Origin of the sequence: Nocardia jiangxiensis NBRC 101359 (assembly GCF_000308615.1) — a bacterium.
Lineage (GTDB): Bacteria > Actinomycetota > Actinomycetes > Mycobacteriales > Mycobacteriaceae > Nocardia > Nocardia jiangxiensis.
Window position 1 is genome coordinate 61,209 of record NZ_BAGB01000043.1, and the last position, 16,026, is coordinate 77,234.

A 16,026-nucleotide genomic window follows, 5' to 3' on the forward strand; every position below is an offset into this window, starting at 1 on the left:
CGCCCAACGAAGCCATAAGCACAGGTAGAGGGAAATTTTTGCGACGAGGAAACCGGCGGGAGAACCGGTTGACATCCGGCGCGACGCCCCCGAATCTCAGTGCTGTCCGGCTATTTGGAATACCAAAGAGGCCCGAGGCGTCCCCTCTCTTCCGCTGGAGCAGTCATGTCCGCAAACTCCCACGAGCCGCACCTCGAACTGGCCGAGGAATACGAGCACGAACCCGTTCCCCACACCGCCCGCCGCAGCACGCTGTCCATCGCCGCGGTGTGGTTCGGCTTCCCGATGAACCTGGGCAACGCGGTCTTCGGCGGCGTGATCGTCTACAACCTCGGCGTCATCGCGGGCCTGTCCGCGCTGCTGCTGGGCAACCTCATCCTGTTCGGCTACGTCGGCGCGCTGAGCTACATCGCCGGACGCACCGGCAAGAGCTTCTCGTTGCAGGCCGCGGCCACCTTCGGCAGTACCGGCCGCCGGATCGCCGCGGCTTTCCTCGCGACCGTCGTCATCGGCTGGTTCTCCTTCCAGATCGGGCTCACCGGAACGACTCTGCGCGATGCGCCGGGCTGGCCCGCACTGCTGGCCGCCGCGGCCGGCTGTGTGCTGTACACCCTGGTGACCATCGTGGGCATCCGGGCGCTGTCCTGGCTCGGGATGATCGCGGCGCCGCTGTTCGTCGTGCTGGCCGCCGTGGCACTGTGGTTCGGGGCGGCCGGCAACGGGCTGACCGTGCACCAGGTGCTCGGCTACCACGGTGGCGGGACCGCGCTGTCGTTCGGCGCCGCGGTCAGCATCGTCGTGGCCGGATTCGCCGACTCCGGCACCATGACAGCCGATTTCACCCGCTGGGCGAAGAACGGCCGGGCCGCGGTCGGGGCCACTTTCTGGGCCTTCCCGATCTCGAACTTCATCGCCTACGCCATCGGCGGTCTGGTGGTCGCGGTCGGCGGATCGGCGCATCCCGCCACCGACGGTGGCGGCTTCCTCGGACTGCTGACCGGGCACGGCCCGCTGCTGACCGGCATCGCGGTCGCGTTCGTGTACATCAACCTCGGCTCGGTGGCCTCGCACTGCCTGTACAACGGGGCGCTGGGGTGGTCCGGCATCACCCGCCTCGGGATGCGGCCGGTCGCGGTGATCCTCGGCGTGGTCGGCCTGGTCACCGCACTCACCGGGGTGTGGAGCCATTTCCTGGACTGGCTCAATCTGCTCGGCATCTTCGTACCGCCGATCGGTGCGGTCCTGATCGTCGACCAATTGGTGCTGCGCCGCGCGATCGGGCGAGAGTCGTTCCGCCCCACCGCCTTCGCCGCGTGGGCACTGGGCGCCGCGGTCGCCACCGTGGCGCACTATCTGGTGCCGGGCTCGGTCGACGCCGTGATCGGCATCGTGGCCGCCGGACTGGTGTACGCCGCGATGGAGAAGCTGCGGCGGCCCCGAACCGTCGCCGCGCTGGTCACCGAAACCCAGGTGGCACAGGCATGATCGATACGCGAACAACGCAGCCGAGCGCCACCGAACTGGCACGCGGACTCGCCACCGGTGCACTGTCCCCGGTCGAGATCGTCGAGGACGCTCTGGCGCGCGTCGCGGAGGCCGACTCGCAATTGCACGCCTTCTGCACTCCCACTCCCGAGATCGCCCGAGAGCGGGCCCGGCAGTCCGAGCGAGAACTGCGCGCCGGAACGGCCGGGCCGCTGGCGGGGATCCCGTACGCGGTGAAGGATCTGATCTGCACCAAGGGAATTCGCACCACCTCGGGTTCGGTGGTGTACGCCGATTTCGTCCCCGAGCAGGACGACGTCTGCGTCGAGCGGCTGGACGACGCCGGTGCGATCAGCTTGGGCAAGACCAATGCCAGCGAATTCGGTTACAGCGCAACGGGAGCCAATCCGTTGTTCCCGACCACTCGCAACCCGTGGGATCCCACGCGCACCCCCGGTGGGTCCAGCGCCGGATCGGCGTCCGCGGTGGCGGCGGGCATGGTTCCGTTCGCCCTCGGCAGCGACGGCGGCGGCTCGATCCGCATCCCGGCAGCGCTCACCGGAACGGTCGGGTTCAAACCGTCGATGGGACGAGTGCCGGTGTATCCGGGCTGCCGGGACGAGCGCTATCCGGGCGTCTCGGGATGGGAGAGCATCGAACACATCGGTCCCATCGCGCGCACCGTGCCGGACATCGCCCTGGCGATGACCGTGCTGGCCGGGCCAGATCCACGCGACCGGCACACGCTGCCCGCAGGTGACCTCGACTGGCAGGCCGCCGTCCACGATCCGGACATCCGCGGCATCCGCATCGGCTACAGCGCCGACTTCGGCTACCTCACCGTCGATCCGGAGGTGCGCGCGGCGGCGGACCGCGCCGCCGCCGCATTCGAATCCGAACTCGGCTGTGTGGTAACCGAATTCGTGCCGGACTGGGAGGATCCCGCGCAGCACTTCACGGCACTGATCATGGCCGAGACCGATCTGGTGGGCATGCGCGCGCTGCTGCCCGAGTTCCGGGAGCGGATGTCCCCGCACCTGGTGGCCATGCTGGAAACCGACTGGACCGCAGAGGATTTCACCCAGGCGAACCTGATGCGCAAGTCCGTGGTCAACCGGATGGCCCGGATCATGAGCCGCTTCGACCTGCTGCTCACGCCCACCGCGGCCGTCCCCGCCTTCCCGCTCGGCATCGAGGGCCCCACCGAAATCGACGGCCGGGCGGTATCGGCGACCGCCTGGCAGGGCTTCACTCCGATAGCCAACCTCACCGGCCAACCCGCGATCAGCCTCCCCGCGGGCACGACCGCCGCGGGCCTGCCCATCGGCATCCAGCTCATCGGACGACACCTCGCCGATGCCTCCGTGCTGCGCGCGGCGACAGCCTACGAACAGACCGATCGCTGAGCCGATCCGTATGGTGCCGCACACGTTTCCCCTGGTGCGGGTCGGCCCCGGGAGGCCGCGGCTCGTCGATCGGTGTGCTGTCACCCGCAACGGCGAGGCGCGATGGAACAGCACCGTAATGCGGCCGAAATATGGTGTGCCGATTCGCAATATCAGCGCAACCGACCGCTCCTAGGGTGGCCGCATGAACAAGCAAGCCGCGGGCACCGGGATTCACATCAGCGGCCTGAGCAAGACGTTTCGAGCGGGACGGCGCACGGTGTCGGCGCTGGATTCGGTCGACCTGCACACCGAGCAGGGCGCATTCGCTTCCCTGTTGGGCCCTTCGGGGTGCGGAAAGTCGACGGTGCTCAGGATCCTGGCCGGACTCGAGACACCCACCGCGGGTGCGGCGAGCATCGACGGTGCGACACCGGCGGAACTGCGGCGGCGGCACGGATTCGGGATCGCGTTCCAGGACTCGGCGTTATTGCCCTGGCGCAGTGTGGAATCCAATATCAAACTGCCGTTGCAGGTGGCCGGGCTGGCGGTGGATCCCGCGACGATCGCCGAACTGATCGCGCTGGTCGGGCTGGAAGGCTTCGAGAAGGCCAAGCCCGCGCAGCTCAGCGGCGGCATGCGACAACGGGTCTCGATCGCGCGGGCACTGGTGCTCGAGCCGAGCGTGCTGCTGCTCGACGAGCCGTTCGGCGCCCTCGACGATATGACCCGGCAGCGGCTCAACCTGGAACTGTTGCGGATCTGGACCGAGAAACCCGCCACCACACTGATGGTCACGCACGGTATCGGTGAGGCGGTGTTCCTGTCCGACGTGGTGGCGGTGATGAGTCCCCGGCCCGGCCGGGTCGTGGAGACGGTGAAGATCGACCTGCCGCGGCCCCGGACACCGGAGATGATGCGCAGTCCCGAATTCCACCGGCTGCACGACTACCTGTCCGAGCTGCTGTTCGGCCGCGGCGGACACGGTGGTATCGAGGCGGAAGCCGAAGCCGCCCTGGATGTTCCGGAGGCTGCGCAGTGAGGCGCGTCGGCGGCCTGCTCGGACTGGCATTGCTGGTCGCGCTGTGGTGGCTGCTGGCCGACCTCGAGGTCGGCGGTGGCACCATACCGAGCCCGTGGCGGGTGCTGCACGTCATGTACACCGACGGCTGGGCCCTCTACGGGCCGAACTTCCGGATCACGGCTTCCGGTGCGCTGCAAGGGTTCGCGTGGGGCAACGGGCTGGCGATCGCGCTGGCGATCCTGGTGATGCTGGTGCCGCCGATCGAGTCGCTGGCCACCCAGCTGGCGATACTCAGTTATTGCACACCGCTGTTGGCGCTGGGGCCGATCATCCTGGTGGTCTTCGGCGGCCGCACGCCGACGGTCTTCCTGGCAGCCATGTACTGCTTCTTCACCACCATGGTCGGCACGGTGTCGGGCCTGCGCTCGGCCGACCGCACCAGCCTGGATCTGGTCCGAGCCTACGGCGGCGGGCGCTGGCAGCAGCTGCGACGGGTGCAGCTCATCGCCGCACTGCCGAATACCTTGGCGGCGTTGAAGATCGCCGCGCCCTCGGCGGTGCTGGGTGCGATCATCGGCGAGTATCTCGGTGGCATCGATAGCGGCATCGGCGTCGCCTTGACCGCGGCTCAGACCTCCTACAACGTGCCGCGCACCTGGGGTATGGCCCTGGCCGCCGCCGCACTCGCGGGGATCGGCTATGCGGCGGTGGCCCTGGTGGCGCGACTGGTGGCGCCCTGGACAGCACAGGAGGTGCGCTCGTGAACGCACTGTGGCGGATCGTGAAATTCCTGCTCCCGCTGGTTGTTTCACTGATCCTGATGTTGGCGATCTGGTACGCGTTCCTGAACGCCTTCCCGCAGGTCGGGCCGCGGGTCGGCAAATCCCCGGGCGACGTGTGGAACTATCTGGTCACCGGCCCCGGCTCCGATACCGCCCGCCAGGCGATCCTGTCCGATCTGCGGATCACCCTGCGCGATGCCGCGGTCGGGTTCGGCGGCGGGATGGCCGCGGCACTGGCGGTGGCGGCACTGTTCGTCACGCTGCCCGCGGTCGAGCAGTCGCTCATGCCGGTGGCGATGCTGTTGCGGTCGGTCCCGCTCGTGGCACTGACGCCGATCATCGTGCTGGTCTTCGGGCGCGGGGTCCTCGGGGTGACGGCGCTGGCGGGGATCGTGGTGTTCTTTCCAGCATTGGTGATGATCATCACCGGTCTGCGCTCAGCCTCCCGGCAGGCGATGGAACTCGTTGCCGTATACGGCGGTTCACGCTGGACTCGGCTGCGGATGGTCGCGGTGCCAGCCGCGCTGCCGTCGGTGTTCGCGGCGGCGCGCGTCTCGGTGCCGGGCGCGCTGATCGGTGCGCTGCTGGGCGAGTGGCTCGGCAGCGGAACGGGTTTGGGCGCCGGTCTGATCCGGGCCATCCCCACCTTCCAGTACAACAAGCTCTGGGCATCCATCGTGCTGGTGACGATCGTGTCGGTCCTGCTGTACGCGATCGTGGGCGTGCTGGAGAACCTGGTCCTGGCTCGTTTCGGTCCGGCGGCCTAATTTATCCAGCGGCAAAGTATTCGAAATCGAAGCACCTTACATTTCCGACATGACACGCATGAGTGGCCTCTCGTCGGCCCAGAAGTCTCCATCCCTGGACCGCCGGTCCTTCCTGCGCTTCTCCGCGTTCGCCGGTGTCGCACTCGGCGGCTCCGGTGTATTGGCAGCCTGCGGTAAGAGCTCGTCGGGCGGGAACAACGGCACCACCGCCGACGGGTCGAAATACGGAACCGTCGCGATCCAGTTGTCCTGGCTGAAGAACATCGAATTCGCCGGTGAGTACTTCGCCGACAGCAAGGGCTACTACCGCGACGCCGGATTCGGGCACGTGGATCTGATCTCGGGCGGCGCCGCAAGCACGTCGGTGGAGGCGGGCCTGGACACCGGCAAGATCTGGCTGGGTACCTCGGCGCCGCAGACGACCGCGCCGGCGGTTCTGGACGGGCTGAAGGCCAAGATCGTCGGCACGACGTATCAGAAGAATCCGTTCTGCATCGTGAGTTCGGCGGCGAGACCGATCACCTCACCGACGGAGATGAAGGGCCGGAAGATCGGTGTGCAGGACACGAATCAGTTGATCTTCCAGGCATTGCTCGCCGCGAACGGCATGACGCCCGGCGATGTTCGGATAGTGCCTGCCCAATTCGACCCGACCCCGCTGGCCAGCGGTGAGGTGGACGGCTGGGTCAGCTACGTGACCAACGAGCCGATCACCCTGGCGGCCAAAGGTTTTCCGACCGCGCACTTCCTGTTCGCCGATTACGGTCTGCCGCTGACCGCCGAAACGCTGACCGTCCGCCAGCAGACCATCGACTCCGAGCGCGACAAGTTGAAGGCTTTTCTCACCGCGGAGATCAAGGGGTGGAAGGCCGCGGTCGCGGACCCGGCACAGAGCGCACATCTCGCGGTCGACGTCTACGGCAAGGACCAGCGCCTCGACCTCGGTGAGCAGACCGACGAGGCCAAGGCGCAGAGCGATCTGGTCGTCTCCGGCGACACCGACGCCAACGGCCTGCTCTCCATGACCGACCACCTGATCGCACAGAACATCGAGGCCCTGTCCAAAGCCAAGATCGACATCAAGGCCGAGCAACTGTTCGACCTGTCCGTGCTGCGCGAGCTCTACTCCGAACACCCTGAGTTGAAGTAGAACTCCTTCGATTCCGCGCGGGCGTTTCAGGCGAGTCGGGTGATCTCCACGATCACATCCAGATCGGTGGAACGACCGCCGTGGAATATCCCCTTCAGGGGCGGGACGTCGGCGTAATCGCGGCCGACACCGACGGAGATGTGTTGTTCATCGATGTCGGTGGCATTGGTGGGGTCGTAGCCCCACCACGTTCCGGTGAACGCCTCGATCCAGGCATGGCTCTGACCGGCGACGGTCTCACCGATACCGGCATCGGGGTCGGGGTGCAGGTAGCCGGAGACGTAGCGGCAGGGAATTCCCATGGCGCGCAACAACAACAGCGTCAGGTGGGCATAGTCCTGACAGACGCCTTTGCGATCGGTCCACGCCTGCACCGCGGACGTGTGCACCGAGGTGGTGCCGGGGACGTAGGTCATCTGCGAATACACCCAGTCGGCCGCGCGCAGGACCGCCTCGTGCGGATCCACGCCGCGCGCGAGTTCCTCGGCCGCACCGGCCAGTTCGCTGTCGGCGGGGACATACCCGGTGGGAACGAGGAATTCGGCGTAGAGATCGAGATTGTCGTCGGAATGTAGTTCCGCCCAGGACCAGTGCGGTCCCGGAGGCGCGGCGCCGGACTCGGTCTCCACCACCGAGAGTCCGGTCACCGCCAGGGCCGAATGCGGGACGTGCAGGTCGAAGGCGGTGACCGCGCTACCCCAGTAATCCGTGTACCGGTACGGACGGGTCGCGGGAGTGGTCTCGATGCGGTTCAGGATCACGTTCTGCCGACCGTCGGTCAGCGGCGTGAGCCTGGCTTCGTTGAAGGAGCGGGTGACCGCGTCGTCGTAGGCGAAACCCGTGGTGTGCACCACCCTCATACGCCGGCCCATGGCTGTTCCTCTCTCACAGTTCCCCGTCCACCACCGCGGTGGCGCCGAGACAGTGGCGCGCGTCGGTCCAGGCGACCCACGGCGCGGCATGGAAATACTGCAGGGCGATGGCCTCGTTGACCTCCCGGCAGGTCTGCTGCAGATCGGCCAGCCGGGTCTGCAGGGCTTCCAGAAGTACTCCGGGAGCGAGGAATTCGAGTTCACTGCGGGCCCGGCCGAGCAGGCGCCGCGCCTCGTTGCGGGACCCGACCCGGCCGCCGGGGACCTGGTCGAGTTCGTGCAGGCAGGTCTCGGCCAGCTGCACCGAGTGGAAGACCGAACGGGGAAAGAGCCGATCCAGCAGGATGAACTCGGCCACCAGACGTGCGTCGAGCACTCCGCGATGAGTCCGCAGATACGCGTCGTGCGCCCCGGCCGAACGCAGCACACTGACCCACGCGGGGGAATTCGCGGGCTCGCCGCCGCGCGAAAGCAGCAGGCGCACAGTCATATCCACGCGCTCGAGCAGGCGCCCGAGCAACAGGAAGCGGTACCCGTCGTCGCGGCTGAGAGTGGAGTCGGCCTGACCGGCGAACATCGCCGCGCGGTCCTCGACGTAGCGGAAGAACTCGTAGGGCCCCAGATCCCGGGCCGCGCGCATCGCGCCGCCGAGCCCGTTGTAGGCGGTGTTCAGGCATTCCCACAGTTCGGCCGAGGTCGCCTCCCGCGCACCCCGGGCATTCTCCCGGGCCGCCGAGATCGACGCGACGATCGAGGCCGGCTGGCCATGGTCGAAGGCCACCAGTTCGGTCAGCGACCACACGTCGAGCTGCCCGTCGGGCAGGTCGATTCCTAATACCCGCAACAGTTTTCGTGCCGCCCGGTCCGGATCGACGGTGACGTCCTCGAGGAGTTGGTGAACCGTGACGTCGAGGATCCGGGCGGTGTCGTCGGCTCGTTCCACGTAGCGGCCGATCCAGAACAGTGATTCCGCGTTCCGCGCCAGCATCACGCCTCCTACTGCTGTTGTTGCTGTTGCGACTGGGTGACCGCCAGGGTGGGGCTCTGGTCGGCGTGATCGGTCACGTCGGGTTCACCCACGAGTTCGAGGGCGGCCTCCTCGCGCTCGCCGATGCCGCGCGAGGACAGCACCCAGGTGTCCTTACTGCCGCCGCCCTGACTGGAATTGACCACGAGCGAGCCCTCCGGCAACGCGACCCGGGTGAGACCACCGGGCAGCACCCACACGTCGTTGCCCTCGTTGACCACGAACGGCCGCAGATCCACGTGCCTGGGCGAGAGCGAGTCGCCGATCTTGGTCGGCACCGTGGAGAGCTGGACCACGGGCTGGGCGATCCAATTGCGCGGCTCCGAGCGGATCTTGCCGCGCACGATCTCGAGTTCCCGCGGGGAGGCATCGGGCCCGAAGACGATGCCGTATCCGCCGGAGCCCTCCACCGGTTTGATCACCAATTCTTCGATCCGGTCGAGCACTTCGGCACGTTCGTCGTCGAGCCAGCAGCGGAAGGTGTCCACGTTGGGAATCAACGGGCGCTCGCCGAGGTAATACTCGATCATGGTCGGCACATAGGTGTAGACCAGTTTGTCGTCGGCGACACCATTGCCGACGGCGCTGGAAATCACCACATTGCCCGCCCGCGCCGCGTTCAGGATTCCGGCCACGCCCAGCACCGAATCCGGATTGAAGTGCATGGGGTCGAGAAAATCGTCATCGATGCGTCGATAAACCACGTCGACCTGACGTTCACCGTGCGTGGTACGCATGTAGACCACATTGTCGCGGCAGAACAGATCCCGTCGCTCGACCAGCTCCACACCCATCTGCCGGGCCAGCAGCGAATGTTCGAAATACGCGGAATTGAACACTCCCGGCGTGAGTACCACGACGGTCGGATCGGCGGCATTGGTGGCCGCCGAGGCGCGCAGGGCCCGCAGCAGATGGCTCGGATAGTCCCCCACCGGACGCACCCGATGGGAGGCGAACAGATCCGGGAAGACCCGGGCCATCGTGCGCCGGTTCTCCATCACATAGGACACCCCGGACGGCGAGCGCAGATTGTCCTCGAGTACCCGGAACACCCCCTTTTCATCACGCACCACATCGATTCCGGCGACGTGGATGCGCACGCCGTTGGGCGGTGCGATACCCATCGCCTCGCGGTGGAAATTCGGGCAGGTGGTGATCAGCCGCCGCGGGATCACGTGATCCCGCAGAATATTCTGCTCACCGTAGATATCGGCCAGGAACATCTCCAGAGCCTTCACCCGCTGTTCGAAACCCTTTTCCAGCAGTGACCACTCCGTCGCCGCGATCACCCGCGGCACCAGATCCAGCGGAAAAGGCCGTTCCTGTCCGGAAAGGGAGAAGGTGATGCCCTGATCGATGAACGCCCGGCCCAGGGCATCCGAACGGGACACCAGCTCACCGACGTCCATCCGCATCAATCCTTTGTGCACACCACGGTAGGGCTGACGAATCCGCCCCACCCGGTCGAACATCTCGTCGTGGGCATCCGAGTGCTGCTCGACGTGGTAGCCGTCGAAAATCCCCGGTGAATACTGCATGGGCTTGGCGACCGCTGTCATTGTCCGATGGTCCCGCATCGCGCGGCCCCGGTGTCGTCACACAGGTAAAATTTTCGAACCAACCATGTTTCGCCGCAAAGGTTTTCGGTGCTATCCCCGCGCCAGCCGACGCATTCGCACGCCGAGCGCCGCGACGTGCGCGGCCGCGGCCCGCTCGGCGCAGGCCGCGTCCCCGATCTCGATGGCATGCACGATCGCGACGTGCTCGGCGACCGCGAATCGACGTCCGGCCTCGTCCGACCACAGCCCGGTGTTGTACAGGTGCGCCTTCGCGTCGAGCCGGTGCAGCGCATCGCTCAGCGCCCGGTTGCCCGCGAGATCGCGGACGGCGGTGTGGAATTCGAGGTCGTGGCGCGCCTCGGCGAGCGCGTCGGCCGGTTCGGCCAGCCGTGCCTGCTGACCCTCGACCAGCGCGGCCAGTCGCCGCACGTCGGACGTCGACGCCCGCAGTGTCGCCTCCCGCGCCGCATACCCGTCGAGCAGCTCCCGCACGGCGAGCACGTCGGCGATTTCCCGCTCGTCGACATGCGCGACGCGCGCCCCCGCGTGCGGGGTGTGCACCGCCAGACCGTCGGCCACGAGCCGCTGCACCGAATCGCGCACCGGGCTCCGGCTCACATCGAGCGCGGCGGCGAGGGCGGGGACGCTCAGCGGTGCGCCCGGTGGCAGTTCGCCGGTGAAGATGCGGTCCAACAGCTGCTTGTACACCGCCTCCCCGAGCAGGGAGTCCGAACCATCGCCCATCAGCGACGTCCTCCTCCCACGCCCGGCTTCGACCGGCGCGCTCACGCCGTACGGCCCGCGTAGTTCGCGGCAACCCGCTGTCGAAGGTACTCGGCCGCGGTGATCGGCGGGTAGGTGCCGCGCGGCGGTGCGATCACGACATCGCGGTTGGCCTGGGCGAAGAAGGGGATCGAGTAGCGCGACCCGGCGTACTCGCCCGCGCCGGGCACCCGGACCCGGTGGAACGTCGACAGCAGTGCGTCGTCACTCCATCGCATGAGCATGTCGCCGATGTTGCAGGTGATCACGTCATCGGACGGTACGACCGGAGTCCACTCCTGGGCGTCCGCCTCGCGGCCGGGACAGACCTGCAGGCCGCCCTGCCCGTCGCGCTGGAACAGCAGTGTGAGGCAGTCGAAGTCGGTGTGCGCGCCCGCCCGCCAGGTGCCGGAGCGACCGCGCAGCTCGTCCGGCAGCGCGTAGTAGTGGATCAGCCGCAGCGTCGACTGGTACTCCGCGGAGCCGGGATCGTGTGCGCGAGCGAAGAACTCGCGATCGAACCCGAGCCGGTCGGCGAAGCAGGACAGCACCCACATCGCCAGCTCCCAGCAGTGCCGCTCGAACTCCAGCATGAAGTCCCGGAACCCCGGCAGCTCCTGTTCGACGGGCCACAGCCCGGCCATGTGCGGGCGGGTGATCTGGTACGACTCCTTCTGGTCCGGAGTGCCCACCGACGGGCGGACCTGACTCGAGTACTCCCATCCCGCGTTGTTCGGTTTATCCAGCGGCAGTGCGGATTTGGCCGGTTCGGGCAGTGTGAAGAACTGTGCGGCACGCGCGAACGCCGCGTCCACCAGAGGCTGCGGGATCGAGTGATTCACCAGCTGGAAGAAGCCGATCTCGGTGGCGGCGTGCCACAGCTGATCGGTGATCTCGGCACGCCGTGCCTCGCGGTCGGTCAGATCGATCCGCGGGACGCTGCGCGCCGTCTCCACTCCCGGGCCGCCCATCCGGCTCTCCCGGTCCAGTTCCTGCATGCGGTTCTGCTCGGTCATCGTATGTCTTCTCCTGTCGGGAAGGGCTTGTCGAAGTCAGGTGCGGGCGCCGCGCACCCGGGCGGCCTCGCGGTCGGCCCCCGCGGGCGCGGTGCCGAGCTTCATCCCGGCCAACTTGGCCTGTAGGTGTGCGGCGATGGTGATCGGCGGGTAGGCCTCCACCCCCGGCTCCACGGTGCCGGGCAGCGGCTCGATCACCGCATCGTGGTTGCCGTCGAAGAAGAAGGCCGCGGACCGGCGGCGCTCGATCCGGCCGTCGACCACCGGCGGATCCACCCGGTGCAGGGTGGAGCGCCACCGGTCGTTCGTCCAGCGCGCGAAGGCATCGCCGAGGTTCACCAGGAAGGCCCCCGGAGCCGGCGAGACCGGGTGCCACACCGCATCGGGTCCGAGCACTTCCAGCCCGGGGACGCGGTCCGCCCACAGCACGGTGAGAATTCCGAAATCGGTGTGCGCGCCCATTCCGGTGAGTGGGCCGTCCAGCTCGATCGCGCCAGGCGCCAGCGCGTAGTTGTTCATCTTGAGGGTGTCGATGGAGTGGTCGACGAGGTCGTCGAAATGGTGCGGGCCCAGCCCCAGTGCGTCCGAGCAGGCCCGCAGCAGGGCCCGAGACAGGAATGTCACCTCGCGCAGGTAGGCCGCTACCGAGCTGCGGAAGCCCGGCACTTCGGGCCAGCGGTTCGCCGGGTAGTCGGCCTCGGGCAGGTCCAGGCCGGGATATGCGGCGGCCTCGGTCCCGACGGTGAACGACTCGTAGAAGTCGTGCATCCGATTCGCCGGGGCCACACCGAGACTCATACTCAGCGACTCCGATTTCGGTGGCGTGTAACCGCGGTTCTCACCGGGGCGACGGAGCTGTCGCTTGCTCTGCGCGGGCGCACCGAAGAAGCCGTCGATCGCCGCGGCCAGCCCGTCGATCGCGGATGCGGACACGCCGTGCCCCACGACCTGCAGGAAACCGACCGTGCGGCAGGCGTCATCGATACTCGCCGCGACCGCTTCGCATGCCGCGTCCGTGGCGGCGCACGCCGACGGGTCGAGGTAGGGCGCGATGTCGACGGTGGGGACGACGAAAGCGCTGTCGGGAGTGGTGATTTCGCTCATCGCACACTCCCCGAGCCGTGCCAGCGCCCCACGGCGAGCCGGGACACCACGGAGCAGACGACGAAGACGGCCACGCCGAACGCCGCGGCCAGCACGATCGCCGCGATCAGGTCGGTGGAGCGCAGCTGGGCCCGATAGTCGTCCATGAGGGTGCCGATGCCCGGCTCACCCTGTGCGAAGAACATGTCGCCGATGATGGCGCCGATGATCACCTGGCCGGATGCGATCCGCAGCCCGGTCAGGATCGCGGGCGAGGCCGCGGGCAGCTCGAGCCGGACGAGGCGTTGCAGGCGCGACGCCCGGCCCAGCGTGAACAGCTCGTGCAGTCCCGGGTCGACCGAACGGAACCCGAAGTGGGTGTTGGTGATGATCGGGAACAGCGCGATCATCACGCACACGGCGACCCGGGAGGTGGTGCTGTAGCCGAACCACAGGCCGAGCAGCGGGGTGATCGCGAGGATCGGAACAACCTGCAGCACAACGGCATACGGGAAGATCACCCGTTCGAGCCACCAGGTCTGACTCATCAGCGCGCCGACGGCGATGCCGATCACGGCCGCGGCCACGAACCCCATCCCGGCCACCTCGGCGGTCACACCCAGCGCAACGAGCATGGGACGCAGGTGCACGGAATCGAGCAGGGACTGTGCCAGCACCGCGTGCGGAGGCGGCAGCAGGAACCGGCGCTGCGGGCTGAGCACCAGATAGGACACCGCGTACCAGAGCCCGATACCCGCAGCCAGCGCGGCCACGGCCACCGACCCGCGCCCGAACCGGGCCGCGAGCCCACGCGACGCGACCGGGTCCGCCTGCGCGACCGGGGCGATCGGCAGATTCAGCACGGTACTCATGCCACACCTCGCAGCAACCCCGAGATCCGCGCGACGGTATCGGTGTACTCGGGCGCGAACCGCAGCTCCGCGCCCCAGGATCCGCCGTCACCGCGTGCACCTCTCGGCCGCGGCAGATCGACCTCGATCTCGGCCGCGATCCGGCCGGGCCGGGCCGACATCACGACCACCCGGTCGGCGAGCAGCACCGCCTCGGACACCGAGTGGGTCACGAACACCGCGGTGAAACCGCCGCGCTCACACAGCCCCAGCAGTTGGAGCTGCATCTCCTGCCGGGTGAGCTCGTCGAGTGCGCCGAAGGGCTCGTCGAGCAGCATCAGCTCGGGCTCGAGTGCGAGCGCACGAGCCAGCGACACCCGCATTCGCATGCCGCCGGACAGCGCCTTGGGCAGCTGGTCGGCAAAGTCCGGCAACCCGACCGCGGCCAGTGCGGCATCGACCCGGGCGCGGCGCTCGGCGGCGGGCATGCCGGCGAGTTCGACCAGCAGAGATGCGTTGCGGCGCACCGAGGCCCACGGCAGGAGCGTCGCTTCCTGGAATATGAAGGCGACCGACGAGGTGTCCACGGCGACCGTGCCGGCGGACGGTCGCTCCAATCCGGCGGCCAGACGCAGCAGGGTGGATTTACCGCAGCCCGAAGGCCCGACGATCGCCACGAACTCGCCGCGTCGCACCGACAGCGAGACCGAGGACAGCGCGGTGGTCCCGGTCGGGTAGGTCATCGACACCTCATGGAACGACACCTGGTCGTCCGCTCTCAGGTGCCGCGCGTCGACATCGTTTCGCGTGTCGACCAGCGGGGCGAAGGATGGCAAGGGAACCTCCGATATGGGAACGATCTGCGGGCAGATTCGTCTGGTGTTGTGCATCAATGTTCTCGATTGCATGTAATTATTGCGTGAACTACGCCGTGAACATCTTGTTACATGCATCGTCCGGGCTTGTGGACCATCGTCCGGTACGCGACCGTGGAGACGCCCCCGACGCCGCTCGCCTCTTCGGGCCACCACACCCGCGACCGCCTCCGGTCCCTCGAACCCGCTCTCGATCACGTTGCAGGAGAACAGATGTCCCCATTCCACAACCGCATCGCGCGACGCGCGGCCGGTATCACCGCCGCGCTGACCGTGGGCCTGTGCACCCTCACCGCGTGCGGCTCGTCGAGCACCCCCGCCCCCTCGGTTTCCCTCGCCCCGGCGCCCGCCGCGCAACGCCTCACCGGCGTCTGCCCGGACACGCTCACCGTGCAGCTGCAATGGCAACCGCAGGCGGATATGGGCGGGATGTTCCAACTGCTCGGACCGGACTACACCGTGGACACCACCACCAAGTCGGTCACCGGAACCCTTGTGGCGCAGGGCAAGAGCACCGGGATCAAGCTGCGGCTGAAGTCCGGCGGCTCCGCCATCGGGTTCCAGTCCGTCGCGTCCCAGATGTATGTCGACTCGTCGATCGACCTCGGGCTGGTGCACGGCGACCAGATCGTCTCGGCCAGTGCGGATCAGCGCGTCGTCGGGGTCACACCGCTGCTGACGCACAACCCGGCGATCCTGATGTGGGACCCGGCCAAGCACCCCGGGCTCACCCTGCGCGGCCTCGCCGCGACACACGCCACCGTCGTGGTGTCCAAGGAGCAGGCGTTCCCGACCTGGCTGCTCGCCAAGGGGTACGTCACTAAATCGCAGCTCGACAAGAGCTACGACGGCAGTCCCGCACGGTTCGTGGGCGACTCGTCGATCGTCCAGCAGGGATACGCGGACGCCGAGCCGTGGGAGTACGAGCACAACACCCCGGCCTGGAACAAGCCCGTCGCCCACGGTCTGCTCTCGGAGCTGGGCTTCGACCCGTACGCGTCCAACCTGTCCGTCCGCGCAGACCGGCTCGCCCAGCTGACGCCGTGTCTGCAGAAGCTGGTGCCGATCGTCCAGCAGGCCGACGCCGACTTCGTCACCGCGCCCACGGCCACCGACAAGCTGATCGCCGACGTGGTCGCGAAGGACCCGACCTACTCCACCTACTCACTCGCCGAGGCCGAGTACGCTTCGGGAATCCTGAAGTCCGAGAACATCATCGCGAACGAGAACGGCTCGGTCGGCACCTACGACCCCGCACGCGTACAGGCGTTCGTGAGCGACCTGGCACCGTTGCTCGCCGCGCAGGGCGCGAAGGTGGACCCGAAGGTGAACTCCGCCACCCTGTTCGACCCGCAGTTCGGCGATCGATCGATCGGCATCCGGTGAGA

At 67.8% G+C, this 16,026-nt stretch carries 15 protein-coding genes; 7 read left to right on the forward strand and 8 right to left on the reverse strand.

Annotation, left to right across the window (positions count from 1 at the left end):
* Positions 1-165 precede the first annotated feature (165 nt).
* The 6 genes from ON40_RS18675 to ON40_RS18700 all read left to right on the forward strand — a co-directional run bounded on the left by ON40_RS18675 (position 166) and on the right by ON40_RS18700 (position 6,593).
* On the forward strand, positions 166-1,485 hold the full coding sequence (locus ON40_RS18675) for a purine-cytosine permease family protein (protein ID WP_040824742.1): 1,320 nt from the start codon (positions 166-168) through the stop codon (positions 1,483-1,485).
* Positions 1,482-2,891, forward strand: coding sequence for an amidase (locus tag ON40_RS18680; protein ID WP_040824743.1), 1,410 nt, complete (start codon positions 1,482-1,484; stop codon positions 2,889-2,891). Before ON40_RS18675 ends, ON40_RS18680 begins: the two co-directional genes overlap by 4 nt.
* Before the next feature lie 184 nt (positions 2,892-3,075).
* Entirely contained in the window at positions 3,076-3,912 is an 837-nt protein-coding gene (locus ON40_RS18685; RefSeq protein WP_040824746.1) for an ABC transporter ATP-binding protein, read from the forward strand.
* Positions 3,909-4,658, forward strand: coding sequence for an ABC transporter permease (locus ON40_RS18690; RefSeq protein ID WP_040824748.1), 750 nt, complete (start codon positions 3,909-3,911; stop codon positions 4,656-4,658). Before ON40_RS18685 ends, ON40_RS18690 begins: the two co-directional genes overlap by 4 nt.
* The gene (locus ON40_RS18695; RefSeq protein WP_040824751.1) at positions 4,655-5,443 is read left to right on the forward strand and encodes an ABC transporter permease; all 789 of its coding nucleotides are present in this window, start codon (positions 4,655-4,657) and stop codon (positions 5,441-5,443) included. Before ON40_RS18690 ends, ON40_RS18695 begins: the two co-directional genes overlap by 4 nt.
* A 58-nt stretch (positions 5,444-5,501) precedes the next feature.
* Entirely contained in the window at positions 5,502-6,593 is a 1,092-nt protein-coding gene (locus ON40_RS18700; protein WP_085997740.1) for an ABC transporter substrate-binding protein, read from the forward strand.
* A 26-nt stretch (positions 6,594-6,619) separates the two neighbouring features.
* Here the strand turns inward: ON40_RS18700 and ON40_RS18705 are convergent, their stop codons facing one another.
* The 8 genes from ON40_RS18705 to ON40_RS18740 all read right to left on the reverse strand — a co-directional run bounded on the left by ON40_RS18705 (position 6,620) and on the right by ON40_RS18740 (position 14,506).
* On the reverse strand, positions 6,620-7,465 hold the full coding sequence (locus ON40_RS18705; protein ID WP_245567877.1) for a transglutaminase family protein: 846 nt from the start codon (positions 7,463-7,465) through the stop codon (positions 6,620-6,622).
* A 13-nt stretch (positions 7,466-7,478) separates the two neighbouring features.
* Positions 7,479-8,453 carry an alpha-E domain-containing protein gene (locus ON40_RS18710; RefSeq protein WP_040824755.1) on the reverse strand — a complete coding sequence of 325 codons (975 nt, stop codon included), beginning with the start codon at positions 8,451-8,453 and terminating at the stop codon, positions 7,479-7,481.
* Between the two features lie 8 nt (positions 8,454-8,461).
* On the reverse strand, positions 8,462-10,051 hold the full coding sequence (locus ON40_RS18715; RefSeq protein WP_040824757.1) for a circularly permuted type 2 ATP-grasp protein: 1,590 nt from the start codon (positions 10,049-10,051) through the stop codon (positions 8,462-8,464).
* A 90-nt stretch (positions 10,052-10,141) separates the two neighbouring features.
* Positions 10,142-10,795 carry a GntR family transcriptional regulator gene (locus tag ON40_RS18720; protein WP_040824759.1) on the reverse strand — a complete coding sequence of 218 codons (654 nt, stop codon included), beginning with the start codon at positions 10,793-10,795 and terminating at the stop codon, positions 10,142-10,144.
* 41 nt (positions 10,796-10,836) lie between these two features.
* Entirely contained in the window at positions 10,837-11,829 is a 993-nt protein-coding gene (locus ON40_RS18725; protein ID WP_040824761.1) for an isopenicillin N synthase family dioxygenase, read from the reverse strand.
* A 36-nt stretch (positions 11,830-11,865) separates the two neighbouring features.
* On the reverse strand, positions 11,866-12,933 hold the full coding sequence (locus tag ON40_RS18730; RefSeq protein WP_040824762.1) for an isopenicillin N synthase family dioxygenase: 1,068 nt from the start codon (positions 12,931-12,933) through the stop codon (positions 11,866-11,868).
* On the reverse strand, positions 12,930-13,784 hold the full coding sequence (locus ON40_RS18735) for an ABC transporter permease (RefSeq protein ID WP_083895758.1): 855 nt from the start codon (positions 13,782-13,784) through the stop codon (positions 12,930-12,932). Before ON40_RS18735 ends, ON40_RS18730 begins: the two co-directional genes overlap by 4 nt.
* Entirely contained in the window at positions 13,781-14,506 is a 726-nt protein-coding gene (locus tag ON40_RS18740; protein WP_245567878.1) for an ABC transporter ATP-binding protein, read from the reverse strand. Before ON40_RS18740 ends, ON40_RS18735 begins: the two co-directional genes overlap by 4 nt.
* A gap of 345 nt (positions 14,507-14,851) precedes the next feature.
* On the opposite strand from ON40_RS18740, the gene ON40_RS18745 reads away from it, so the two are divergent.
* Positions 14,852-16,024: a hypothetical protein gene (locus ON40_RS18745; RefSeq protein ID WP_040824764.1), complete on the forward strand. Its 1,173-nt coding sequence runs from the start codon at positions 14,852-14,854 to the stop codon at positions 16,022-16,024.
* The last annotated feature ends 2 nt before the right edge of the window (positions 16,025-16,026 follow it).